Raw genomic sequence first — 21,896 nt, forward strand, 5'->3', positions numbered from 1 at the left:
AATTAACTCCCCGTCAGTGTTGCATGATTCAGCCCCTGAACTTTATGGTTAATTACTTGACATGTCAACTAATTGCGATAACCTATTCGTGTGGCACAAAAAGGAATGAAGGAACTTGATTCACAAGCGTGGAGAGCGTTCCACAAAATTGGTACACGACTACTTCCGCATTTAGGTCGGCAGATAACCAACCACTCAGGCATAACTAGTTCTGAATATGTTGTTTTGATGGCTTTGTCAGAACTTCCAAAAGCGTCTGTAAATTTGAATCGACTTGCAATTGGACTTGGCTGGGAAACCAGTCGTATGTCCCATCAAATTACTCGAATGCAGGAATCTGGGCTCGTGAAGAAGATTCAGAGCGAATCTGACGCACGATGCTTTGATGTAAGCATTACCCCCGCTGGGCGAATAATTGCTGAAAAGGCTGTTCCACTTCAATCCTTAGAAATTAACCATTGTTTCAGCGAGGTCTTAACAAATAAGCAAAAAGAAGCTCTCATCGAAATTTCAGAGGCTATTGCAGCTCACATGAGAGAAAATCACCCAATCAATAAGAAAGCAGCTATCTAATGAAAATCGCACTCATAATTTTTGGTTCCCTCTTGTCCTTTGCGGCAATCGGTTCTGCAATTTCAAAGCTAAAGAAGGTGCCAGATGTTATGGCAGCCATGAATAAGGTCGGCGTGAAGCCAAACCAGGTTCCAGTTCTGGCATTCCTTGAAATTGCGGGCGGTCTTGGAGTTATCGCCGGTATCTGGCTTCCAGGTCTAGGCGCTCTTGCGACAGCATGCTTGTTGTTGTACTTCGCAGTTGCCGTGTTGATTCACTTCTCAAAGAAGCATGGGCCAGCAGATTTTGGTGCGGCACTTGGAATCTTGATCATCTCAATCGTTACAACAGTTTTGCAGCTACAGCGCTAAACTTTTTACATGTACGAATACGAGGATGAGGTTGGTAAGCGTTGGGGAGATACCGACGCTTACCGACAATCCCAGGCTAAAACATCAAAGTATTCAAAGGATGATTTCCAAGCCGCAAAGGTAGATCAAGAAGCTGCAACAGAGCTTTTTGTTTACGCCTTTGGTAATTCACTTCCAATCGACTCCCCTAAGGCCCAGGAAGCTGTACGTGCGCACAGAGATGCGATCACAAAGTGGTTTTACGATTGCTCAGTTGAAATGCAAAAGAATCTTGCGGTTATGTACATCGAAGATCCACGATTTAAAGAGTATTACGACGGTCGCGTGCGTGGACTAGCTCAATATGTTCACGATGCAATTATCAATCAGTAATTAAGAAGCTCTCCAGCAGTACCAAGCAACAACGCTTCGCATACCCGCAAATTGATCTCCTAAAGCGTTGAGCGCCTTAGGCTTAATTGGCTCTGAATTTCCATGAAGGTTATCCCAACCGCGGCGCACTGCGAGGTCATCGACTGGCCAGACATCTAAACGACCAAGATGGAAGATCAAGAACATTTCTACGGTCCAGCGGCCAATTCCAAACAAAGGCACTAAATCGTTGATGATTTCTTCATCGGTCATATGTGTAAATTTGCGAAAGTTAATCTCACCAGACAGTGATGCGTCAGTTAATTCGCTAATTGTTCGAACCTTTGCACCAGTAAGCCCAATAGATTGCAGCTGCTTTAGTGAGAGTGCGCCGACTTTATAAGAGGTAATCGTTCCTCCGCATTTTTCCTGCAGGCGTCCTGAAATAGTTCGTGCGGCAGCGGTACTAACTTGTTGGGCAATTACCGCTCTAACTAAGGACTGATACTGAGTTACCTTCGGTTTCTCTAATCCAAATGTGCATGGCGCAAGGTTCTTAATTGCAGGGGCAAAGGCAGGATCAATCTTTATGATCTTTCGATTAATTGCTGCTAACTCTTTTGCGCGCTCCATTGCTGAAATTAAGCCTTTTTTACTATGCTTGATTTCAAATTCATTGGCCCGAAACCATCGACCTTTGCATCGATATCGTGATCTCCGGGTCCATCTACCAAACGGATATTGCGAACCTTTGTGCCAACCTTCAAGGTATTTGAACTGCCCTTTACCTTCATGTCTTTGATAATCGTTACATCATCACCATCGGACAACACATTTCCTGCTGAATCCTTGATGACGCGAGCCTGCTCCCCTACCTCTTCCGAAGGATTCCACTCGTGCGCACATTCAGGGCAGACAAGTAGTGCTCCCATTTCGTAGGAGTACTCAGACTTACATTCAGGACACGGAGGTAATTCGCTCATGCCCAAAGTTTAACTGCTAAAAAATAATTTGAGTTACGGGGAGTTAATCCGTGCTTGTGACGTAATCTTTCAGAGCTTGGCTCTCGGAGTCGAGTTCATCCACGTAATTCTTAACGACATCCCCGATAGAAACGATTGATACCAACGCACCATACCCATCAACAACAGGAAACGCTTACGTGCGGCCATGGACACGTAACAATAATTTAAAAAGAGTCGCCCTATAAGCCGGAAACTACGCTTCTACAAGGAATTGACCCATAAGCCCGCCGTCTTCATGGTTTGCCATGTGACAGTGATACATGAAGGGCCACTCAGAACTTGAATAGTCATCAAACTTGGCTATAAAAGTCACTTTCTCATTGCGTTGAATTGAGAAAGTATCTTTCCATCCTTGCTCATACACTGGAATAGCTCCACTACTACGGGAAACGATTTTGAACTGGACATCGTGAATATGAAATGAATGACCAAAAATCTCGTCGTTAGTAATGGTCCAAGCTTCCGTGGCCCCGAGCTTTACATGCTGATTTATAGTATCCATGTCATAACTTTTTCCATCAAATGTGAATGGTGTTCCAGGACCCTTGTCGGTTATCGCGATTGTGCGCGAATTCGTAACTTGAGCTCGAGTGGGGAATGCATTCTTAGTTAATACTGTTGGCAAAGTGGCAATTCCTTTTGATGTTGGCTTTACTACAATGATCTTCAAAACATCAAAATCATTGTTGTTCAATAAACTTCCAAATTGACCAGATTGAGCGGGCTCGCCGCCCCCATACCCAAAAGCCAATCCTTTATTAAACGCCTTCAATGAGAGCGAGGAACCAACTTTATTGTTGGATAAATCGATGAGAATCTCGTATCGCTCACCTGGGGTCATCAAAAGTCGCTTAATTGCGATGGGCTTATCCACCAAGCCACCGTCAGTAGCTATGACATGGAAAGACCTGCCATCTGAAATTCCCAAGTTATACACACGTTCGCTCTCCATATTAAGAATGCGAAGCCGTACATATTGAGCAGGTAGGGAAACTGTGGCATTAGCAACGCCGTTGGTGAGCATCGTGTCCCCATAAATCGTGGTTGTGCCAATTTGATTTGAAGAGGAAAGAGTGCGACTACCAAGTGCCAGAGGAATATCGTCCACTCCATATGTACGCGGAAGCGCCAAGGCCGCTTCGATGGAGTCCTGAACAAAAATGAATCCACCGGCACCAAGAGCTAATTGCTTCTGAGTGGTTTGGTGCATGTGCGGGTGATACCAGTAGGTGGCAGCGTTATTCATAACCTTGAACTTGGGCGACCAGGTCTTTCCAACTTTAATCTCCTGCATTGGTCCGCCATCCATCTCCGCGGGTAAATGCATTCCATGCCAGTGAGTTGTGGTTGATTCAGTAAGGTTGTTTGTAACATTCAACGTCACATTGTCGCCCTTATTCATAAACAAAGTAGGGCCCCAAAAGCCAGCACCGTTATAACTATATGTATTAGTGAGCGCCCCTTTTGCAATTTGTTTTGTTCCTTTGGAGAGCTTTAAGTTAAATACCTTGCCAGAAAGTTTCGGTGGGATCCAGAGCGCATTTGAAACAGAAGCAGCATCGGCGGATTGAGAGTTCAAGAAACTTGGCAATATAACCGCGCCAAGGCCTACTCCGCTTGCCTTTAAGAAACTCCTTCTATCGATTCCACCGCTGTTTACTCGGTTTTTAGTCATTATATTTCCCACTCTCTATTGGATGATTTAAACTCGATTACCAAAAAGAATTTTCCGATTAGTGGACTTCCGATTGGGAAAGCTCTGAGTCAATAACAGGGCCGAGAGATTCATACCATTTTTCATACCCCAAATTATTTAAATGTAAACCAAATGTTTCTGGATCTTCGCAATACTTTAACTCGAGTTTATCTTCTTCTTTACTCTTCAAAAGTGAAAATATGTCGTGATATACGAAGCCCAATCTTTCTAATTCTGGACGAATTTTTGCATTCACTTCGATCATACTTTGTGAGAATTCATCACTTCTGGGGGTAAGAGAATGCCAAATGATTGGAATGTTTGGCAATGCATTTTTTAGCTTGGTAGCGACATTCAATACATTTGCGATTACCTGCTCTTCTGGAAGGCGATGCTTTCCAAAATCATTTGTACCAATCATCACAATGAGAATTTCTGGTTGTGAAGCTACGATCGCAGGAATAAGTGCATCCAAGTCTTCGGTCGTATGTCCTGGAAAAGCAAAATTTGTAACATAATGCTTTTGCAACCAATATTGCCATGGTCCCCCATGCACAATGCTGTCTCCGGCAAATACGACTCTTCTTTTCATTAGATTCCTTCCTTCATCCAAAAATCCAAAGCCGCAGGGGCATAGTGCGCCCATGTGGCGTTTGAATGAGCGCCTTTATTTAAAACGCGTGTGACTAAATTCTTATTCTCTATATATCCGCGAGCTTTGATCTGTTTGTTAGCTAAATCTTGTGATCCCTCGTATAGAGCATCAAGACCTTTGGTTCCGCGGCTCATCCACAATTTATGTTTTCCCGGCAATGGGAACTCGTTCATCATTGTGTTTGCCAATGGATCCCCACCTATTACCCAGTGCGGGGAAAAACTGAGCGCTGTGTGAAAGAAGTCCGGTCTTTCAATAGTGGAATAAATAGCTGCCAATCCGCCCATGCTTGCGCCGATAATGGCTGTGCTCTCTGGTGAAATGTTCTGATTAATGCGTGAGGTAATTTGAGGAACGATTGTTTCTGTTATGTCAGCAATTAGTTGGTCAGCATCTAAATCAGCTAAAAAGCTATCAACTTGAACATTGTAAAGACCATAACTTTCAATCATCCAATTATCAGGATGCCCCATGAAACGTTTAGGGGTGTACTCCTTCAATCTGCCTAAATTATCTTCGTTATACGGGGTGTGATAAACGCAAATAACTGTAGGAGCAACGATGTTATTTTTTTTAGCGATTCTGACAGCTGATTGAGCCAACTCCCACGTTGCCCTCTGGTGTGGGTTGATTCCAATGTTTCTTTTATCTAGAACATTCTGGCCATCGAAGGCAACAATTATGTGTTTGCCGGGGTTCTTGGGTGTCCAATAGTCAACGGTGCGTTTTCCAATGCGCACCTTTTTAATGCTTCCACTGACACCGCGGACTTGGAACTCTTCAAGATCAATCACTGTTCATTAGCCCTTCGTCGATCCGCTGACTAAACCTGAAACAAGGTGCTTCTGGAGGAAAATGAAAAGTGTCATTACGGGAATTGTTGCCAATAAAGCACCTGCCGTGAATGGTCCCCAATTCTTTCCATATTGACCGTATATAAATTGTTGCAGGCCAACTGCGACTGTCATATTTTTTCCATCGAGGCCCAAAATTACTGAGGTAATGAGGTACTCATTAATTATTCCGATGAAGGAGAGCAAGAATGTGACGACGAAAATTGGTGTTGCCAATGGAATGATAATTTTCCTGAAGATTTCAAAATGTCCCGCTCCATCAATTTTTGCGGCTTCATCTATTTCAGTTGGCAAGGTGTCAAAGAAACTCTTCAACATCCAGGTGTTTACACCTAACGCAGATCCACCAAAAATTAGGATTAAGGGAAGTTGATGCCCTAAGCCTAAGAATGCAAAGCTTCTTCCGAAAGTATTGATAATTAAGAATAGAGTTGTAGCCGCAAGTAACTGCGGAAACATTTGTACAATCAAGATCGTTGAAAGGGTGAGCTTTCTTCCTCTAAATCTGTGGCGGCTGAGTGAATACGCAGCCAGGGCACCGATGATTACCTGCATCCCGGCTGCCGAGATGGCAATGATTAATGAGTTCTTGGACCATATACCAAAAGGTTTTTCCTTGTTATTAAAAAGCTGAACAAAGTTGTCCAATCCCTTGTGAACCGGAATCAACTGCTGAGTACTGATTTGACCGGTGATATCAAAGGCAGCTGAAATCATCCATACCAGTGGGAATAGAGCGAAGGCAGCTACGACAATTCCAACTACGTGGCGCCACAAAACCTTTTTAAGCCAGAAGCGCATTTTTCTATTTTTAGTGGAGTCATGTGATCTCATTTAATTGATCCCCTCCATAGTCTTCATTTTCTTCAAACCATAAATAGAGATCAGTCCAACAATTAAGAAGTTCAGAATAGAAAGAGCGCTTGCTAGTCCGTAGTTATTTCCCTCTTGTGAATTAAATGCGAGCTTGTATGTGTATGAGATCAAGATATCCGTGGCTCCGGCATTTCCATTTGAATTAGGAAATGTTGGTCCTCCACCAGTAAGTAAATAGATTGCACCAAAATTGTTTAGTGCCATTGCGATAGAGGCAACCAAAAGTGGAGCCACTGTTCTAACAACTAGCGGAAGTTTGATCTGAGTAAATGACTTATATGGGCTTGCTCCGTCAATTGCGGCCGCTTCTAAAATTTCACCAGGAATGGCTTGAATCGCGCCAGTAGTTATTAGGAACATATACGGGAAAGTGATCCATAGTTCAACAATCAATACCGCAACGCGAGCCCACCATGGGTGGGTTAACCATGGAATCGAGACATGAAACAGACGATCGATAACGCCAGTCTCTGCTGTAAAAAGACCCGACCAAACCAGAAGCGAGAGAACACTTGGAATTGCCATTGGAATAATGAAAATAGTTCTATAAAACCTTTTAGATCGAAGAGCGGGAAAATTGAAAATTAGAGCTAAGACCAGGCCCATCAGGAAGCCAATAAAAACAAGTAAGAATGCGTTGGCAAAGGTCCATACCAACACCGCTAATAAAGGCCTACGGATCTCCTTATCAGTGATGATTGATGAGAAATTTCGCCATCCAACATTTGCTTTCCAGCCTGGATACAAAACATCTCCGGATTTGCTCGCCATCTGCCCATTGTCATTTGGCGCATAGATTTCACCTGACAGATTATTTACCAGCTCATCTTTTGCTTCGTCGTACATGAAAGCTGGTTGAGAAACTTCCAGACTCTCTAGATCTTGTGGCTGCAGTGAGATCCCAGAATCTAAATTGATTACTAGATTTTGAAGTACCGCAATTTGTGCCTGGGTCTCGTCTGGGCTTAAAACCGTAAAGCCGCCCAACTTAACGACAGTTCCATCAGTCAAGATACTTCGTGGATCAGGAGATACGGGATTAACAGTTTTGCCATCGCTGAGCCAATAGTTTCCACTTTCATATTTGAACAAAACGAAAACTTTCTTTGAGCCTTCTTCAATAAGTGTTTGGTATCTGACTGGTTCTTGAGTGTCGATAGGTACTTTTGAATCCTGCACAATTGCAGCGATAGCTTGCTCTTTAGAAAGTTGATGGCCATTGGAGTCGTTTGTAAATGCGACCGCACCTGAATAAAAAGCTGGATAAATGTGAAAAAGGGTTAAAAGCAGGACGCCTGGCAATAAATACTTAGCCGGCGTGCTCTTGCTTATTGAATATGTGTAGAAGATCAGAGCTGCGGAGACATAGAAAAATATCGCTAGGAACCAGGCTTTATCCTGAAAAAGCTTCGTGCCCATCACCAGAAGGATCAGAATGAATCCAAAGGCGAACAGATACTTGCTTCCTTTTGATACAGCTTTGATATTCACGATCCCCCTCTCTGAAATTTAATCTAAGTTGCAAAATGCTGAAAGGGACCTTGGTGATTTACCCTCGTGCACCAAGGTCCCTTATCAAGCAGATTTAGCTGTTACCTAGAGCCTTGTTCAGGTTCTTTGATGCAGATTCCATGGCTGCACCAAACTTAGCTTTACCGCTTGCCCAATCAGCAAATGCGTTGTTCCAGTATGTCCACACCTGATTCATCTCTGAAACATTTGGCATTGGGATACAAACTGCACCGTATGCACCGAACTTTCCAGCAACGCTGTTTGGATCGATGCTTGAAGCTGCCTCAATATTTGCTGGGTAGCTGTTATTTGCTGCAGTGATTGCCTTGCTGAATGCAGCAGATTGAACTACTTCAACCAAATACTGCTTCGCCAAGAACTTGTTCTTGGCATATCGGTTCATATAAACAGCTGTAACACCACTGAATGCACGTGCTGTGCCACCGTTAATTGAAGGAATGCTTGAAATTTGATATTTCACGCCAGCTTTATCAAGCCCATCAATTGACCAAGGTCCAACAATCGCATATGGAGCTTTGCCATTTGAGAAGTTTGAACCATCATAAGTATTAGCCTTGTCAAAGATCTTCTTGTCTAGCCATGAATCCATAAGCGATGCATTCTTCGCAAGCGCCTTTGAATTCAAACCAACCTGCTTAGTATTTGTATATGAACCATTCTTGTTTGCGAAAACATATCCGCCTAATGAATCAAAGAATGGCTGCATGAAGTAACCATCAAGGTGAGTAACGATTCCAACATTTGCCTTGCCTGATGAAATTAGTGATGTTGCTGTGCTCTCAAGCTCTTTCCAACTCTTTGGCGCACCAGCTGGTACAAGACTCAAGTTTGTTGCGAGAGCAATATTGCTAACAGCGATTGGAATTCCCCACTGCTGATAGTTGAAAGTAACTCCGGAAAGAACCGCAGATGGGTATGAAGCTTTGTTAACAACAGAACTCAAAGAAGTAACAACACCTGACTTAACTAATGAACCAGTGTTGTCATGAGAGGCAGTAAATAGATCTGGACCCGCACCAGCTGGACCGAGCTTGCTCATTCCGCAATCTCCAAGGCCACACTTTGCGACGATATTTACAGATACGCCTGTCTTTGCTGACCATGCTGCAGATGCAGCCTTGTATGAGGCCTCTTCACCAGAGTTAACCCATACGGTGATTGACCCGGCTGCCTGTGCAGGCGCCATCGAACCGAAAAATGCTAGAGAAACACCCAGGAGACCAACTCCCAAACGATGCAACTTCATAAATCCCCCTTAGTTCCTTTAATTCGTCGACGCGCGTCGACAATGATGTAATGTACATACAGCCAAAGTAAGAGTCAAGGGTTGCGGCCCATGTTTTGTGAGTTAGGAGTTCGCTAGTGACAACACGTGCTGATGTTGCGAAGTTAGCTGGCGTCTCTGAAAGCACCGTCTCCTACGTACTCTCAGGAAAGCGCCCAATCAGTGAGGCGACCAAAAAGCGTGTTCTATCTGCGATCGATCAGGCTGGATATAAATCAAATTATGCGGCGGCGGCCTTAGCAGGCGGAGCTCCACGGATGGTCACCATGATGATCTCGAACTTGTTCACGACCCCTTCATCTCGAATTAATGGTGCCCTCGTCGACGGAATCGTCGACGGAGTCCGAGAATCTGGTTTCCACAGCGTTATCTGGCCGGTTTCAAATGATGATGACGCCGATGTGAATCTTTTGATGAAATCTAACTTTTCCGGTGGCGTGATTTTGATGAACGTCAAGGAAAACGATCAGCGAGTACATCTTCTGAATCGAGAAAAGGTTACTTTTGTTGTTCTGGGGCGCACAGATGTTGGATTTAAGTACAACTTCGTAGATCGAGATTTTGAAAATGTTGACCGGATTGCCTTATCTAAATTGAAGGACCTTGGTCATACTCATATTGGAGTACTCCTGTCAGATGCCCCTATTCCTCAACATTTAAAAACTGAAGCCTCTCTTCTGAAACTTAAACTTAAGGCGATTGATATTCCAAATTCAGAAGAAAGTGGCGCTGATTTGGCAGCTCGTTTCAAAAAAGAGCATCCATCTATTACTGGAATTGTTTCACTACTGGATGCAGCCACTATCGGTTTTGTGAACTCCGCACAGGGTAATGGGTTGTCGATTCCTAAAGATCTTTCGATCATCGGCGTAAATATGCTTGAAAGCCAAGCAGAATCAACCCACCCCACTATTTCAACTGTAACTTTTGATGCATATGAGATGGCAAGATCATGCGGAAAAATGATGGTTGAATCAATCGAAGCAGGAAAAAACAATAAAAAGAAGCGTACTGAATTGTGGGTTGGCGACTTCGTTGACCGAGGATCGGCAACCCACATCCATTAACTAAATTAGCCGTTGGTTTTCTCAAACTCCCATAGATCAAGATCATCTAGATTCATAGGAGTAAAGCCCTTTGCCTCTAATGCTGATGCGATTTGAGCTCGGTGCTCGGTTGTGTGATGGATAGCCTGAGACAGGATGGTTGATCTCCAACGTTTAACAAGTTTGTCTTCAAAATTCGTGAATTCAATTTGGACATCATCGAGTTTTACGCATTCAGCTAATAAGGAATCAACTGTCGCTGCCTGTTCTTTCAAGCGTTGTAAATCAGCAATTGCATTGACATCTGCGATGCATGGATCACCTGGTTGCGTAAGCGCCGGCTTGCCGGATATTCGATATGCGTAATGGTCCGCACTATCGACTATGTGATGGGCAATCTCTGCTACAAACCAATCAGGGTTTGTAGCAAAAGCTTTTAATGCTTCATCCGGGAGAGTCTGTAGGTGCTCAATTGTCTTCTGATTAGCCCAGGCCATATGGGCAATTAAACGATCAAGTGCGATAGTCATAGTCGATTTTAACCTATTTAATTAAAAGAATTACAGGCCGTTTTTCTTTCGGAAGTATGCAACCAAAGCATTTGCATGACCATGTCCCATCTCAAACTTCTCTTTCAAGTGTGCCACTTGTTCCATATGCGCCAACTTCGAAACCTTCTTAAGTTCTTTCATCCAATGCTCAATCGGCTTTCCATACTTCTTTTCAATTGAAGGAAAGTACGACGCTGGACCCATTACCTTTTTCTCTGCCATGAATAAACCTTAAATTACATGGGAGGAAAAATAAAGAAGAGTCGCCCTTTAAGCCGGATCAGATATCCCGTTCTCTCCATGCCATAACCATAGAAGGCATTGACCCATAGGCAAACAAGGTTGCAATCATCAGATAACTTCCATCATTGCCTTCTGCTTGGAACATCTTTAATTCAGGCCCAAAAAATGTTAATGATAAGAGCGCAAGAACTACATAACCCATCCCATAGTAGGCATATCTAATTGACGTATTACGAACCTGTATTTGGCGCTCATCTAGTAGTTCATCAGGGGCATCTGCAATTGACCTCACGCTGATACGTAGGAGGGAGTAGCCACCAAGAACAATAAAGATTACAAGTATCGCTGTCACTGAATAGACAACTACCGAAGTTCCGTCAGACAAGTTCATATTCGTTTTCAAGGTTGGCCAGTAACTCCCCATTGCCACTGCAATAAGGCCCACGACCATTAGGGCAACAAGGACTCTGCGATTTCGCTGAGGTCGAAGCCATCCGTATTTTGAGTTCTCATCAGCTAGTAAGGATTTCACTCCTTTTTCAGTGACGCCTTCAAACCAGTAAAACTTATTCTTCTTAGACATCGTTACTTTCCTTTCTTAAATGGGGTCAGTGAAAAGAGCTCTGAAACCTCTTGGTTTAGAGATTTAGCAATACGGATAGCCAGAACAAGTGAGGGACTGTATTCCTCACGTTCTAGATAACCAATGGTTTGGTAGTGCACCCCAGCCTTATCGGCAAGATCCTGCCTAGATAGCCCTAAGGCAACACGTGCTTCATCGATGCGGTTGTAGACCGGTTCTTCAGGATTGCGACTCATAGTTGTAGCATATATGCTATGTAGCATTAATACAACATTATGAAAGTGAGGCTGGACGTGTCGAGAAATCTAGTTATTGGCTTCATCCTTCTGCCGATAGGTATTTTAATAACCCCATTGCTACCCGAATTCGGTATTCCAATAATTTTGCTCAGCACTCGCTTTCTGCAGGAAAAGTACGAGTGGGCTCGTCGATTGAATGTCTGGGTTGATGCGAAGTTCAAAGCTGCAAAAGCTTGGTTTCGTAAACGTCGGAGTAAATAAAGAAGAGTCGACCTATAAGTCGGAGACGACATTGTTATGCGTGAGGTCACGCTCAATTCTTAAGTTTGCCCCCGCAATTGCCCCCAAAGAATTGCAAGTTAAATCATCACAATTAATGCCACAGCTGCCAGATCAACATATATGCACGCCCCCGCATACCACCATGGAACATATCGCTTTTCAGTTGCTAGATGCCATAAATCCCAAATCGCGTGAAGGAATAACCCCAATGCGACAAAAAGAATTTCTCCGGTAGCTAGGGATATTCCGAGAAGCAACACAGCAGCGATTAATTGAATATTGGTAAGCGGCAGGAATTTTCTATCCCAAATAATGGAGAAGGCGACATACACGGCTGCAGCTAGAACAAGCAATATTCTTGCCCAAGTGAGACTCGCATCATTATCAAAAAGTGGTTGATACAGACATATAAAACCTAGAACTATTGCACCAATAATTCCTCTGATGCCCAGGCCAATTTTTATGCCTTTACTTGAAAACGATTGCATTTTGTAATTATAAAAGAAGAGTCGCCCTATAAGCCGGAGGCAATTTATAGATTGTTGTCAGCCCATATACAAACAGCATCGTAATGAAACTTGCCTAACCCCTTCGCTATTTCCTCATAGTGGTCTCTATACGAGGACGGAAGGATGTAACTCATAGCAAGTGACTTATAAGCCTCTTTCGTTGGAGTCCAGAATTGAAGTATGAAATCGTAATGTTGCTTCACCAGAGCCTGAACGCTCTCATCCCCTGCTTGAACTCCCTCAGCCATTTTTGAAGCAAACTCAGATGTTAATTCGCCGAATACTTGAGTGAATTTCTGCTCTTCTTCTTTTGAATGATTGTTCTGATATTGCTCGGAATGGATACCAAATTTCACAAACTCATTCTAATTCGTGCCCACGTTTTTGCCCACATGCCCACGTTTTTGCCCACAAATAATCGCAAACTTTGTTTAGGTTTTGTTTAAACCTGTAATGGAAAAGTGACCATCTCCGCACGGGAAATGGCCACTAATCGCTAATTTAAAGAAGAGTCGCCCTATAAGCCGGATCCTGTCCTCTTGCGAGGGATCACCATCCATCTAGATCTGTAATTGCTTACAGATTCAAGCAACCTACCCGTTGACTTGAGCGAGCAGCTCTCAAACGCCAACTGCGTGGTCTTGCTTCAGGCGGGGTTTACATAGCTAACTGCATTACTGCAATTACTGGTGGTCTCTTACACCACCGTTTCACCCTTACCAACATTGCTGTTGGCGGTTTACTTTCTGTTGCACTGTTCCCGCGGATTGCTCCGGGTGGGAGTTACCCACCGCCTTGCTCTGCGAAGTCCGGACTTTCCTCGGTCCAGTCTAGAAATTAATCTAGAGCTACAACGCGGTGATCCGGGCGACTCTTCTAGTAATAAGGATACTTGCAATGCATGCGTTCTTGTAATCCCTTTAGAAATAGGCCACAGTTCACGAATGCAAACGGGACGAAGCGTTGTTTATGCGAAAAATGGTGGAGCTGCAGCAAGTCAGCCATTGGCGGTAAGTGCGGCAATTTCAATCTTGAAGCAAGGTGGCTCATTTATTGATGCCGCCATTGCGTTAAGCGCAGTCATATGTGTGGTCGAGCCAGGTGCTTCGCATCTTGGTGGAGATTCATTCTTAGTAACTCACCATGCAGCAAGTAAAACAAATCTTGCATTTAATGGAAGTGGCGAAGGATCGCATGCAGCCACAGCTGAAAACTATAAAGATGGAATTCCATTACACGGTTATAAGTCAGGAACAGTTCCAGGTTTAGTTTCAACTTGGTTTGAAGCACATGCTCGATACGGCACGATGCCTATGGCAACGCTTTTAGAGCAAGCGATTGATTATGCTGAAAATGGTTTTCCGGCAAATACAGGATTTGTTCGCAGAATTGTCGGGCATCTAGCGATAGCTCCAGATACCAATGTCTTTGAGGACATGGGTATCGATGTGAATGTGAAGATTGGTGATCTAGTTGTTCAAAAGGATCTTGCTAAATCTTTGCGAGAAATTGCCAAGGGTGGTCGCGAAGCTTTCTATGAAGGTCGAATCGCACAGCAATTAATCAAAGGCTCAGATGGTTGGTTTAACGCTGAAGATCTAAAAGCGCACATAACGCGCGTCCTAGATCCACTTTCAATTAAGTATCGCGATTTAACAATTTACGGACAACCTCCACCAACTCAGGGAATGATCTTGATGGAAGAGCTATTGCTGGGTGAACGTTTTGATCTAGCAGCTTTGTCAGAGGCGGATCGAATTCACGTTGGTGTGGAATCAAAGAAGATTGGTTTTGCTGATCGCAATGCAATCTTGGGAGATCCTGAATTTATCGATGTAAATGTTCAGAAGATCCTGTCTAAGGAAAATATTGATAAGCGCGCTGCTCAGATTTCAATGACAGCTGTAGCAAATGACATCGCACCTGTCTCTGAAGGTAGCGATACAACCTACTTTTTAGTGGCAGATAGCAATGGCAACGCAGTTTCTTGGATTCAATCTGTATTCCATGGCTTCGGAAGCTCGTGGGTAATTCCTGAAACCGGAATCATTTTGAACAACCGCTTAACTGGTTTTTCTCTAGATCCTGCATCTCCCAACATCATTGCTCCGGGCAAGCGCCCTGCCCATACTTTGAACGCGTTTACTGCTGTAAATCCTGACGGAACCTTGCATCTAGTGGGCGGAACACCTGGTGCAAATATTCAGGTACAAACAAATCTTCAATTGGTCGTCAATGTTGTAGATCTAAAGATGAATGTTCAGGAAGCAACTGAAGCTCCACGTTGGCAACATTTGAATGCTCCAGGTCAAAGCTCTGCAGAAGAAAGCGGCAGTGGAGTTCTGGAAGTAGAAAATCGCGTGCCTACTGCTGTTCTCGATGAACTACGCGCAAAAGGTCATGAGGTTAAACCGCTTGCTGCATGGGGACATGGCTCATCGGTCCAATTAATGCAGGTATTGCCTAATGGAACCTATGCATTTGGTTCTGACCCTCGTTGCGAAGGTCACGCATCAGGAATTTAAAGTGAGGCGAGAGCTTCATCAAGAACGCTTAGCGCATCCTTAAGAAGTTCATCTGTAATCACAATTGGTGGCAAGAAGCGCACAACGTTTGAGTATGTACCAGCGGTGAGTACAAGTACTCCCTTGCTCTGACAGTACTTAACGATTGCATTCATTGCTGCAGTGTTTGGCTTCTTTGTTCCTGGCTCTACAAGTTCAATTGCTTGCATTGCACCGCGACCACGAACTTCGCCAATTACTGAGTATTTAGCTTGCATCGCGCGAAGTGAATCACCAAGAATCTGACCGATGTGGTTTGCGCGAGCAACAAGATTTTCAGCTTCCATAGTTTCGATTGCACCAAGTGCTGCAGCGCAAGCGATTGGATTTCCGCCGTATGTTCCACCAAGACCTGAAACATGTACAGAGTCCATGATTTCAGCGCGGCCAGTTACACCTGCAAGTGGAAGTCCACCTGCGATGCCCTTCGCTGTAACAACCATGTCTGGCACAACATTTTCATGCTCAACAGCAAACATGTGTCCTGTGCGAGCAAAACCTGTTTGAACTTCATCAGCGATAAAGATGATGCCGTTGTCAGTTGAGTACTTTGAAAGCGCTGGCAAGAAACCCTTAGGTGGAACGATGAATCCACCCTCACCTTGAATTGGTTCGATAAGAATTGCAGCAACGTTATGTGCGCCGATTTCCTTATCAATCTTGTGAGTAATCATTGCGATGGCATCTTCTGTAATTGTTGCTTGATCGCCAACCCAGTGGAATGAGTACGGCATTGGCACGCGATAAATCTCTGGTGCAAATGGACCGAAACCTTCCTTGTATGGCATGTTCTTTGCAGTCAAAGCCATTGTTAGGTTGGTACGTCCGTGGTAGCTGTGTTCGAAAACAACAATTGCTTGACGCTTTGTGTAGTGACGTGCAATCTTGATTGCATTTTCTACAGCTTCTGCACCTGAGTTAACAAGAAGAGACTTCTTCTTAAATGATCCTGGTGTCATTGCATTGAGCTTTTCGCATACTTCGATGTAACCGAGGTATGGAGCAACTGTGAAACAAGTATGTGTAAATGCTTGAACCTGATCGATTACACGATCGACGACACGTTGAGCAGAGTTACCAACATTTGTAACTCCGATGCCTGAACCAAGATCAATAATCTGGTTTCCGTCGATGTCTAGCAAAATCGCATCACTTGCGCGCTCGATCACCGCAGGAAATGCGAGACCTAGTCCCCCAGATGTCGCCTCACTGCGGCGCTGTAGCGCCTCGAGAGATTTTGGTCCCGGAATAGCGGTAACCAACCGACGCTCTTGAGTCAATGCGGTAAGTGTTGTCATGGGTAAAGTCTAAGCCATCATTTCCTACTCGCCAGTCCATTAGTTAGGCTTAGCAGATGAACTCAGAGTTAAGAAAAAGCGCTCCATTGCTCGATGCGTATCTGAGCTACTTCGAAACCCAGCGCACAGCATTCACAATTCCAGGTCACAAGCAGAAAGCGCATCGCTTAGATCAAGGTTTGGGAACTGTTGTAGACACAGATACTCCGTTGTACGGAGGCTTGGATGAGATCAAGTTAACTGAAGGAACGCTTAAGAAAGCAGAGGCGTTAGCCGCATCACTGTGGGGCGCTGATTACGCACGTTTTTCCACGGGTGGTTCCACACATGCAAATCAAGCGATCATCTTGGCGCTGGGAAAACCTGGTGACAAGATCGCGGTAACTCGAACTGCACACAGATCTGTTTTGAGCGCATTGGTACTGACAGGCTTGGAACCTATCTGGTTAACCCCTGAGATTGATTCAGCAACAGGTGTGCCGATGGGAATTCCAGTTTCAGAGCTTGAGCGCGTTTTAAATCAGAAGCCGATTGCTTTGTTGTTAACTGAACCCGGTTACTTAGGAACAATCTCAGAACTTTCTGCCCTGATTTCAAAGGCACACGAGCATTCGATTCCAGTGATTATTGATGCTGCGTGGGGTGCGCACTTTGGATTTAACGATGCGCTACCAAAGCATGTTTTGCAGTTAGGTGCTGATGCTTTGATTACAAGTGTTCATAAAGCGTTGCCTGGTTATAGCGCATCAGCATTACTTCTTGCTCAAGGAAAGTTACTCAACCTTGCTCGCATTGAGCAGAGTTTTGAGACAACTCATACAACTTCACCAGCTGGTGCGCCTCTTGCCTCAATCGATGGTTGCCGGGCATTGCTGCAAACCCGCGGTGATGAATTAACAGGACAATTGTTAGCGAATGTAAATACTTTTAAAGCTGCGATTCAGTCTCATTTTGATGCACCGATTTTCCTTAGTGCAGCAGATTTTCCAGCAGGTCGCTTTGATCCGGTAAAGATTGTTCTGCGTGCAAATGTTCTAGGTCTTTCAGGTGTAGATGTTGAAAAGCAGTTACAAAAGGCCAATATCCGCGTTGAAATGGCAGATCGCGACACCATCGTTTTCTTAGCAACTTTGGCAGATAACGCAGATGACTTTACAGTTTTGGAAGAAGCACTTGTCCCAATCTTGAAATCATTACAAGGACCAGCTCGCAAAACAACAACATCGCTAAGTTGGTCAGTTGTTCCGCAGATTGGAATTTCAACACGAGATGCCTACTTTGCGGATACTGAAACAGTGTCAGCAGCCAATGCCGTTGGTCGCATAAGTGCGGATTTAATTGCGCCGTATCCCCCAGGTGTTGCAGTTGTTGCCCCAGGAGAAGTTTTAACAGAACAGATTATTAATGGTTTAGCTGCAACTCAAAAAGCTGGCGTGCGAATTGCTTATGCAAGTGATTCAACACTTGCGACCTACCGAGTTACTAAGTAATTACTCAGGAAAATGGCAAGCAACCTGCTGCTTACCTAATGTAATTAGAGCTGGCTCAGTTGTTGTGCAAGCCTCTTGTGCTTTCCAGCAACGAGTACGGAAGCGACAACCTGAAGGTGGATTTGCCGGGCTTGGTACATCGCCAGTCAAAACAATTCTTGTTTGCTTGCGAACTCGCTCCTGCTTTGGATTAGCAAGAGGAACTGCAGAGATAAGTGCCTTTGTGTAAGGGTGCTTTGGATTATTGAAGATCTCTTCGCGAGTTCCAATTTCAACAATCTTTCCAAGGTACATAACTGCAACGCGTGCAGAGATATGTGAAACCACTGAAAGATCGTGAGCTACGAATAGGTAGCTAAAGCCAAACTTTTCGCGAAGATCATCAAGCAGGTTAAGGATCTGTGCCTGAACAGATACATCTAGCGCTGATACTGGCTCATCCAAAACAACAAGCTTTGGACGAGTCACTAATGCGCGAGCAATACCTACGCGCTGGCGCTGACCACCAGAAAACTCATGCGGGTAACGGTTTCCGAACTCACGTGAAAGACCACAGAGTTCGATCATCTCATCAACACGTGGATCTGAATCATCCTTTGCCATGCCATGAACGATTAGCGGCTCAGCAACAATCTGACGAACAGTCATGCGTGGATTTAAGGATGCGTATGGATCCTGGAAAACAATCTGCATGTCCTTGCGTACAGCGCGAATTTCCTCGCGAGACATTGCATGAATCTCTTTACCATCAAAGAAGATTTCTCCAGCTGTTGGATCTAGCAAGCGCAAAATCAAACGAGCAGTCGTTGATTTACCGCAACCAGATTCACCAACTAGTCCAAGGGTTTCTCCTGCTGCGATTTCAAATGAAATTCCATCAACTGCATGAATCTGACCAACAGTGCGCTTAAGCATTCCGCGTTGAATTGGGAACTTCTTTTCAAGGTTAGAAACTCTTAACAATGGCTCTGTCATTTGAGCACCTTCACAAAGTTAGGTTCATTAACACGGTGACAACGAACCAAACGGCCAGCCGCATACGTTTCAAGCTCTGGAACTTCTGTCTGGCACTTATCAATTGCAAACTCGCAACGAGCAGCAAATGCACAACCCTTTGGTGGGCGTGACATCACTGGAGGTGAACCAGGAATTGTGTACAAACGCTCTGATGAAAACTCATCCATCTGAGGAATCGACTTCATCAATCCCCATGTGTATGGCATCAATGGGCGTTCAAAGAGATCATCAACTGGTGCCTCTTCAACGATGCGTCCACCGTACATAACAGCTACGCGGTCACAGATACCTGCAACAACGCCAAGGTCGTGGGTAATAAGAAGAACTGCAACATTCAATTCGCGTGCAGATTTTTCAAGGATCTCGAGGATCTGTGCCTGGATAGTTACATCTAGCGCAGTTGTTGGCTCATCAGCGATCAGAAGCTCTGGATTACATGACAAAGCCATTGCAATCATTGCTCTTTGGCGCATTCCGCCTGAAAACTGGTGAGGGTAATCATCTACACGCTGTTGTGGATTTGGAACTCCCACAAGGTTCAGCATCTCAATTGAACGTTCCTTTGCAGCCTTAGCTGAAATACGCTCGTGTACGCGGATCATCTCTGAAATCTGATGACCAATTGTGTACACCGGATTAAGTGATGTCATTGGATCTTGGAAGATCATTGAAATCTCGCCACCACGAATTTCGCGAAGTTCGCGGTCAGGTGTTGTTAGTAGATCAATACCCTTCCAAAGAATTCTTCCCTTTGGATACACGGCAGGTGGCTTTGGAACAAGTCCCAAAATACTCATCGCAGTAACAGACTTACCTGAACCTGATTCACCCACAAGACCAACGATCTCACCCGGGTTAAGAGTTAATGACGCACCATTGATCGCTTGAACTACGCCATCGCTGGTGTTGAAGTGCACATGCAAATCATCAATGTGCAATAAAGGTTGTTGACTCACTTAACACCTCGCAACTTTGGATCAAGTGCATCGCGAAGTCCATCACCGATCAACACAATTGAAAGTGTTAGTAGAACTAGAACTGAACCAGGAATAAAGAATACGAATGGCTTGTCTGTTAGGTAGTTACGTGAGCTCGAAATCATCACACCAAGTGATGGAGTTGGTTCACGGAATCCGACACCTAAGAAGGCGTATACAGATTCGCTCAAAATTGCTCCAGCTACAGAGAATGCAAGAACAACAATGATTGGTGGAATCGCATTTGGCCCGATGTGGCGCAAAATGATTCGCTTTGTTGTGGCACCTGTTGCACGTGCGGCTTCAATGTATTCAAGTGATTTCACCTGCATCACCGATGCGCGGAATAAACGGGTTGTCGAATACCAACCGGTGAATACCAGCGCAGCGACGATCACCCAAAAAGATGAGCCAAATACAGTGATAATTGCAAAGCCGATCAATACGAAAGGAATAACCTGCCAGGTATCAATAAAGCGGCTGATAAGTGTGTCTACCCAACCACCGAAGTAGCCAGCGATACCACCAAGAGTTACACCAACTAATACTGAAATTGTTGTTACAACGATCGCGACTGTTAGCGATAAACGAATACCAAAGGTCACGCGAGTAAATACATCGCGACCTAGATCATCGGTTCCAAACCAGTGTCCATTTGATCCTGGGCTCACCAAAATATCTGGACCTAGTTCGTCGTACTTCCAACCACTTACAAATGGTCCGATAATTCCAGCCAAAATTAATGCAACAAGAATAACTAAACCAACAATTGAAATCTTGTTTCCAAAGAAACGCTTACGTACATCTTGCCAATATGACAGCGATACTGGAATCTGTTCTTCCATAGACATTAGTGCACCGCCTTTGCATCAATCTTGATCCGAGGATCGATAAGCGCATAACTTAAATCTACGATTAAATTTACAAAGGCACCAAATGCGATGACAACAATTGCAAGACCAAGCACAACAGGTGCATCTTGCGAAAGTGCAGAGTCGGCAATGGTTGAACCCATACCCGGAAGTGAGAAAACCTTTTCCGTCTGTACGGCAACACCAAAGATTGCAATCAATGAAGTTCCGTACACAGTTACAACTGGAATCAGCGCGTTTCGAAGTGCGTGGTGGAACCACACGCGACGAGCAGATAATCCCTTAGCAAAAGCTGTGCGGATGTAATCAGCACGTAAAACTTCAAGTAATGATGAACGAAGCATTCGGGCGATGAAGGCTGCATCTACCACCGCTACAACTAACGCGGGCAAGATAATTCCCTTCCAACTATCTGTTGGAATTACACCTAGCGTCCAGCTTTGTGGCCACGGTTTAAAGAAGTTAAGCCAATCCCATCCCAATTGGAAGGGAAGAACACCAAACAAGTATTGTGCCAAAAGACCCGATACGAATACTGGAATGCCTTGAATACCTACGGAAAACACTGTTCCGATGCGATCGCCGAGGGAGCCGCGCTTAATCGCGCTCGTTAGGCCTACGGTCAAAGCAATAATCAACTGGAATAGCGCACCCCAGAACAGCAGGCGTGCACTTGTTGAAAGACCATCATGCAAAATTGTGTTTACTGATTTGTCATTCTTGTATGAGTAGCCGAGATCGCCATGTAGAAGATTTCCCCAAAAGCGAAGGTACTGGGCATACAAAGGCTTATCTAAGCCATATTTTCTTTCGATGTTATCCAGGATCTCTTGGGGTAGGGCCTTTTCGCCGCTCTTTAATGAGATTGGATCACCCGGAATAATGAAGAAAAGCGCAAACATCAATGTCACAGCTGCCCAGACAACCACAAGGCTCTGAAGCAGACGTTTAATTGTGTATGTAAACATTTCTCGCAATCCTACTGAATTTGTGTGTATTACTGAAATTAACTGGTCGTAAATCGAAG

At 44.4% G+C, this 21,896-nt stretch carries 25 protein-coding genes and 1 other RNA gene; 6 read left to right on the forward strand and 20 right to left on the reverse strand.

Annotation, left to right across the window (positions count from 1 at the left end; all coding sequences use genetic code 11):
* The first annotated feature begins 90 nt into the window (after window positions 1–90).
* Genes AC8GFU_RS05350 through AC8GFU_RS05360 form a run of 3 tightly spaced genes read left to right on the forward strand, consistent with a single transcriptional unit; the run spans window position 91 to window position 1,295 of the window.
* Entirely contained in the window at window positions 91–573 is a 483-nt protein-coding gene (locus tag AC8GFU_RS05350) for a MarR family winged helix-turn-helix transcriptional regulator (protein ID WP_506626116.1), read from the forward strand.
* Window positions 573–923: a DoxX family protein gene (locus AC8GFU_RS05355; protein ID WP_506626117.1), complete on the forward strand. Its 351-nt coding sequence runs from the start codon at window positions 573–575 to the stop codon at window positions 921–923. The genes AC8GFU_RS05350 and AC8GFU_RS05355 overlap by 1 nt, the downstream gene beginning before the upstream one ends.
* A gap of 9 nt (window positions 924–932) precedes the next feature.
* Entirely contained in the window at window positions 933–1,295 is a 363-nt protein-coding gene (locus AC8GFU_RS05360; RefSeq protein WP_506626118.1) for a TipAS antibiotic-recognition domain-containing protein, read from the forward strand.
* Here the strand turns inward: AC8GFU_RS05360 and AC8GFU_RS05365 are convergent, their stop codons facing one another.
* From AC8GFU_RS05365 to AC8GFU_RS05400, 8 genes are all read right to left on the reverse strand, one after another.
* The gene (locus AC8GFU_RS05365; RefSeq protein WP_506626119.1) at window positions 1,296–1,907 is read right to left on the reverse strand and encodes a DNA-3-methyladenine glycosylase family protein; all 612 of its coding nucleotides are present in this window, start codon (window positions 1,905–1,907) and stop codon (window positions 1,296–1,298) included. It abuts the gene before it with no gap.
* A gap of 8 nt (window positions 1,908–1,915) precedes the next feature.
* Entirely contained in the window at window positions 1,916–2,257 is a 342-nt protein-coding gene (locus AC8GFU_RS05370) for a zinc ribbon domain-containing protein YjdM (RefSeq protein WP_506626120.1), read from the reverse strand.
* Window positions 2,258–2,492: 235 nt separating this feature from the next.
* Window positions 2,493–3,974 (reverse strand): multicopper oxidase family protein, encoded by a 1,482-nt coding sequence (locus AC8GFU_RS05375; protein ID WP_506626121.1) that lies wholly within the window; start codon window positions 3,972–3,974, stop codon window positions 2,493–2,495.
* 58 nt (window positions 3,975–4,032) lie between these two features.
* Window positions 4,033–4,587: a GDSL-type esterase/lipase family protein gene (locus tag AC8GFU_RS05380; RefSeq protein ID WP_506626122.1), complete on the reverse strand. Its 555-nt coding sequence runs from the start codon at window positions 4,585–4,587 to the stop codon at window positions 4,033–4,035.
* Window positions 4,587–5,444 (reverse strand): alpha/beta hydrolase-fold protein, encoded by an 858-nt coding sequence (locus AC8GFU_RS05385; protein ID WP_506626123.1) that lies wholly within the window; start codon window positions 5,442–5,444, stop codon window positions 4,587–4,589. The genes AC8GFU_RS05380 and AC8GFU_RS05385 overlap by 1 nt, the downstream gene beginning before the upstream one ends.
* A 6-nt stretch (window positions 5,445–5,450) precedes the next feature.
* Entirely contained in the window at window positions 5,451–6,305 is an 855-nt protein-coding gene (locus tag AC8GFU_RS05390; RefSeq protein ID WP_506626124.1) for a sugar ABC transporter permease, read from the reverse strand.
* 33 nt (window positions 6,306–6,338) lie between these two features.
* Window positions 6,339–7,799: an ABC transporter permease subunit gene (locus AC8GFU_RS05395; protein ID WP_506626125.1), complete on the reverse strand. Its 1,461-nt coding sequence runs from the start codon at window positions 7,797–7,799 to the stop codon at window positions 6,339–6,341.
* A gap of 166 nt (window positions 7,800–7,965) precedes the next feature.
* Window positions 7,966–9,159: a sugar ABC transporter substrate-binding protein gene (locus AC8GFU_RS05400; RefSeq protein WP_506626126.1), complete on the reverse strand. Its 1,194-nt coding sequence runs from the start codon at window positions 9,157–9,159 to the stop codon at window positions 7,966–7,968.
* Window positions 9,160–9,275: 116 nt separating this feature from the next.
* On the opposite strand from AC8GFU_RS05400, the gene AC8GFU_RS05405 reads away from it, so the two are divergent.
* The gene (locus AC8GFU_RS05405; RefSeq protein ID WP_506626127.1) at window positions 9,276–10,265 is read left to right on the forward strand and encodes a LacI family DNA-binding transcriptional regulator; all 990 of its coding nucleotides are present in this window, start codon (window positions 9,276–9,278) and stop codon (window positions 10,263–10,265) included.
* A gap of 5 nt (window positions 10,266–10,270) precedes the next feature.
* Here the strand turns inward: AC8GFU_RS05405 and AC8GFU_RS05410 are convergent, their stop codons facing one another.
* The 7 genes from AC8GFU_RS05410 to rnpB form a co-directional block, all read right to left on the reverse strand.
* Window positions 10,271–10,774 (reverse strand): DinB family protein, encoded by a 504-nt coding sequence (locus AC8GFU_RS05410; protein WP_506626128.1) that lies wholly within the window; start codon window positions 10,772–10,774, stop codon window positions 10,271–10,273.
* Between the two features lie 30 nt (window positions 10,775–10,804).
* Entirely contained in the window at window positions 10,805–11,017 is a 213-nt protein-coding gene (locus tag AC8GFU_RS05415; RefSeq protein ID WP_506626129.1) for a DUF4287 domain-containing protein, read from the reverse strand.
* 58 nt (window positions 11,018–11,075) lie between these two features.
* Complete coding sequence (locus tag AC8GFU_RS05420) at window positions 11,076–11,621, reverse strand: hypothetical protein (protein ID WP_506626130.1); 546 nt, start codon at window positions 11,619–11,621, stop codon at window positions 11,076–11,078.
* A gap of 2 nt (window positions 11,622–11,623) precedes the next feature.
* Window positions 11,624–11,857: a helix-turn-helix transcriptional regulator gene (locus AC8GFU_RS05425; protein WP_506626131.1), complete on the reverse strand. Its 234-nt coding sequence runs from the start codon at window positions 11,855–11,857 to the stop codon at window positions 11,624–11,626.
* A 362-nt stretch (window positions 11,858–12,219) separates the two neighbouring features.
* A complete protein-coding gene (locus tag AC8GFU_RS05430; RefSeq protein ID WP_506626132.1) occupies window positions 12,220–12,630 on the reverse strand; it encodes a hypothetical protein in 411 nt (136 codons plus the stop codon).
* A gap of 44 nt (window positions 12,631–12,674) precedes the next feature.
* Window positions 12,675–13,007 carry a TipAS antibiotic-recognition domain-containing protein gene (locus AC8GFU_RS05435; protein WP_506626133.1) on the reverse strand — a complete coding sequence of 111 codons (333 nt, stop codon included), beginning with the start codon at window positions 13,005–13,007 and terminating at the stop codon, window positions 12,675–12,677.
* 148 nt (window positions 13,008–13,155) lie between these two features.
* An RNA gene (gene rnpB / locus AC8GFU_RS05440) (RNase P RNA component class A) lies at window positions 13,156–13,526 on the reverse strand.
* Window positions 13,527–13,595: 69 nt separating this feature from the next.
* Between rnpB and AC8GFU_RS05445 the strand changes: the two genes are divergently transcribed.
* Window positions 13,596–15,176: a gamma-glutamyltransferase family protein gene (locus AC8GFU_RS05445; RefSeq protein WP_506626134.1), complete on the forward strand. Its 1,581-nt coding sequence runs from the start codon at window positions 13,596–13,598 to the stop codon at window positions 15,174–15,176.
* Here AC8GFU_RS05445 and gabT read toward each other — a convergent pair.
* Window positions 15,173–16,513, reverse strand: coding sequence for a 4-aminobutyrate--2-oxoglutarate transaminase (gabT, locus tag AC8GFU_RS05450; protein ID WP_506626135.1), 1,341 nt, complete (start codon window positions 16,511–16,513; stop codon window positions 15,173–15,175). The two genes, AC8GFU_RS05445 and gabT, sit on opposite strands and share 4 nt — an antisense overlap.
* Before the next feature lie 56 nt (window positions 16,514–16,569).
* On the opposite strand from gabT, the gene AC8GFU_RS05455 reads away from it, so the two are divergent.
* The gene (locus AC8GFU_RS05455) at window positions 16,570–18,003 is read left to right on the forward strand and encodes an aminotransferase class I/II-fold pyridoxal phosphate-dependent enzyme (RefSeq protein ID WP_506626136.1); all 1,434 of its coding nucleotides are present in this window, start codon (window positions 16,570–16,572) and stop codon (window positions 18,001–18,003) included.
* Here the strand turns inward: AC8GFU_RS05455 and AC8GFU_RS05460 are convergent, their stop codons facing one another.
* The 4 genes from AC8GFU_RS05460 to AC8GFU_RS05475 are packed head-to-tail and all read right to left on the reverse strand — an operon-like array spanning window position 18,004 to window position 21,837.
* Window positions 18,004–18,978 carry an ABC transporter ATP-binding protein gene (locus tag AC8GFU_RS05460; RefSeq protein WP_506626137.1) on the reverse strand — a complete coding sequence of 325 codons (975 nt, stop codon included), beginning with the start codon at window positions 18,976–18,978 and terminating at the stop codon, window positions 18,004–18,006. It lies immediately after the preceding gene.
* A complete protein-coding gene (locus AC8GFU_RS05465) occupies window positions 18,975–19,976 on the reverse strand; it encodes an ABC transporter ATP-binding protein (protein ID WP_506626138.1) in 1,002 nt (333 codons plus the stop codon). The genes AC8GFU_RS05460 and AC8GFU_RS05465 overlap by 4 nt, the downstream gene beginning before the upstream one ends.
* The gene (locus AC8GFU_RS05470) at window positions 19,973–20,848 is read right to left on the reverse strand and encodes an ABC transporter permease (protein WP_506626139.1); all 876 of its coding nucleotides are present in this window, start codon (window positions 20,846–20,848) and stop codon (window positions 19,973–19,975) included. The genes AC8GFU_RS05465 and AC8GFU_RS05470 overlap by 4 nt, the downstream gene beginning before the upstream one ends.
* Window positions 20,848–21,837 (reverse strand): ABC transporter permease, encoded by a 990-nt coding sequence (locus AC8GFU_RS05475; protein WP_506626140.1) that lies wholly within the window; start codon window positions 21,835–21,837, stop codon window positions 20,848–20,850. The genes AC8GFU_RS05470 and AC8GFU_RS05475 overlap by 1 nt, the downstream gene beginning before the upstream one ends.
* Window positions 21,838–21,896 lie beyond the last annotated feature (59 nt).

This window comes from Planktophila warneckei (SeqCode) (assembly GCF_965234675.1).
Lineage (GTDB): Bacteria > Actinomycetota > Actinomycetes > Nanopelagicales > Nanopelagicaceae > Planktophila > Planktophila warneckei.

Coding starts and splice junctions, on each gene's coding strand:
- AC8GFU_RS05360 (WP_506626118.1), top strand. CDS start 933: ATGTACGAATACGAGGATGAGGTTGGTAAGCGTTGGGGAGATACCGAC.
- AC8GFU_RS05390 (WP_506626124.1), bottom strand. CDS start 6,305: ATGCGCTTCTGGCTTAAAAAGGTTTTGTGGCGCCACGTAGTTGGAATT.
- AC8GFU_RS05460 (WP_506626137.1), bottom strand. CDS start 18,978: ATGACAGAGCCATTGTTAAGAGTTTCTAACCTTGAAAAGAAGTTCCCA.
- AC8GFU_RS05410 (WP_506626128.1), bottom strand. CDS start 10,774: ATGACTATCGCACTTGATCGTTTAATTGCCCATATGGCCTGGGCTAAT.
- AC8GFU_RS05445 (WP_506626134.1), top strand. CDS start 13,596: ATGCAAACGGGACGAAGCGTTGTTTATGCGAAAAATGGTGGAGCTGCA.
- AC8GFU_RS05380 (WP_506626122.1), bottom strand. CDS start 4,587: ATGAAAAGAAGAGTCGTATTTGCCGGAGACAGCATTGTGCATGGGGGA.
- AC8GFU_RS05415 (WP_506626129.1), bottom strand. CDS start 11,017: ATGGCAGAGAAAAAGGTAATGGGTCCAGCGTCGTACTTTCCTTCAATT.
- AC8GFU_RS05365 (WP_506626119.1), bottom strand. CDS start 1,907: ATGGAGCGCGCAAAAGAGTTAGCAGCAATTAATCGAAAGATCATAAAG.
- AC8GFU_RS05470 (WP_506626139.1), bottom strand. CDS start 20,848: ATGTCTATGGAAGAACAGATTCCAGTATCGCTGTCATATTGGCAAGAT.
- AC8GFU_RS05475 (WP_506626140.1), bottom strand. CDS start 21,837: ATGTTTACATACACAATTAAACGTCTGCTTCAGAGCCTTGTGGTTGTC.
- AC8GFU_RS05455 (WP_506626136.1), top strand. CDS start 16,570: ATGAACTCAGAGTTAAGAAAAAGCGCTCCATTGCTCGATGCGTATCTG.
- AC8GFU_RS05375 (WP_506626121.1), bottom strand. CDS start 3,974: ATGACTAAAAACCGAGTAAACAGCGGTGGAATCGATAGAAGGAGTTTC.
- AC8GFU_RS05420 (WP_506626130.1), bottom strand. CDS start 11,621: ATGTCTAAGAAGAATAAGTTTTACTGGTTTGAAGGCGTCACTGAAAAA.
- gabT (WP_506626135.1), bottom strand. CDS start 16,513: ATGACAACACTTACCGCATTGACTCAAGAGCGTCGGTTGGTTACCGCT.
- AC8GFU_RS05355 (WP_506626117.1), top strand. CDS start 573: ATGAAAATCGCACTCATAATTTTTGGTTCCCTCTTGTCCTTTGCGGCA.
- AC8GFU_RS05400 (WP_506626126.1), bottom strand. CDS start 9,159: ATGAAGTTGCATCGTTTGGGAGTTGGTCTCCTGGGTGTTTCTCTAGCA.
- AC8GFU_RS05395 (WP_506626125.1), bottom strand. CDS start 7,799: ATGGGCACGAAGCTTTTTCAGGATAAAGCCTGGTTCCTAGCGATATTT.
- AC8GFU_RS05370 (WP_506626120.1), bottom strand. CDS start 2,257: ATGAGCGAATTACCTCCGTGTCCTGAATGTAAGTCTGAGTACTCCTAC.
- AC8GFU_RS05430 (WP_506626132.1), bottom strand. CDS start 12,630: ATGCAATCGTTTTCAAGTAAAGGCATAAAAATTGGCCTGGGCATCAGA.
- AC8GFU_RS05425 (WP_506626131.1), bottom strand. CDS start 11,857: ATGAGTCGCAATCCTGAAGAACCGGTCTACAACCGCATCGATGAAGCA.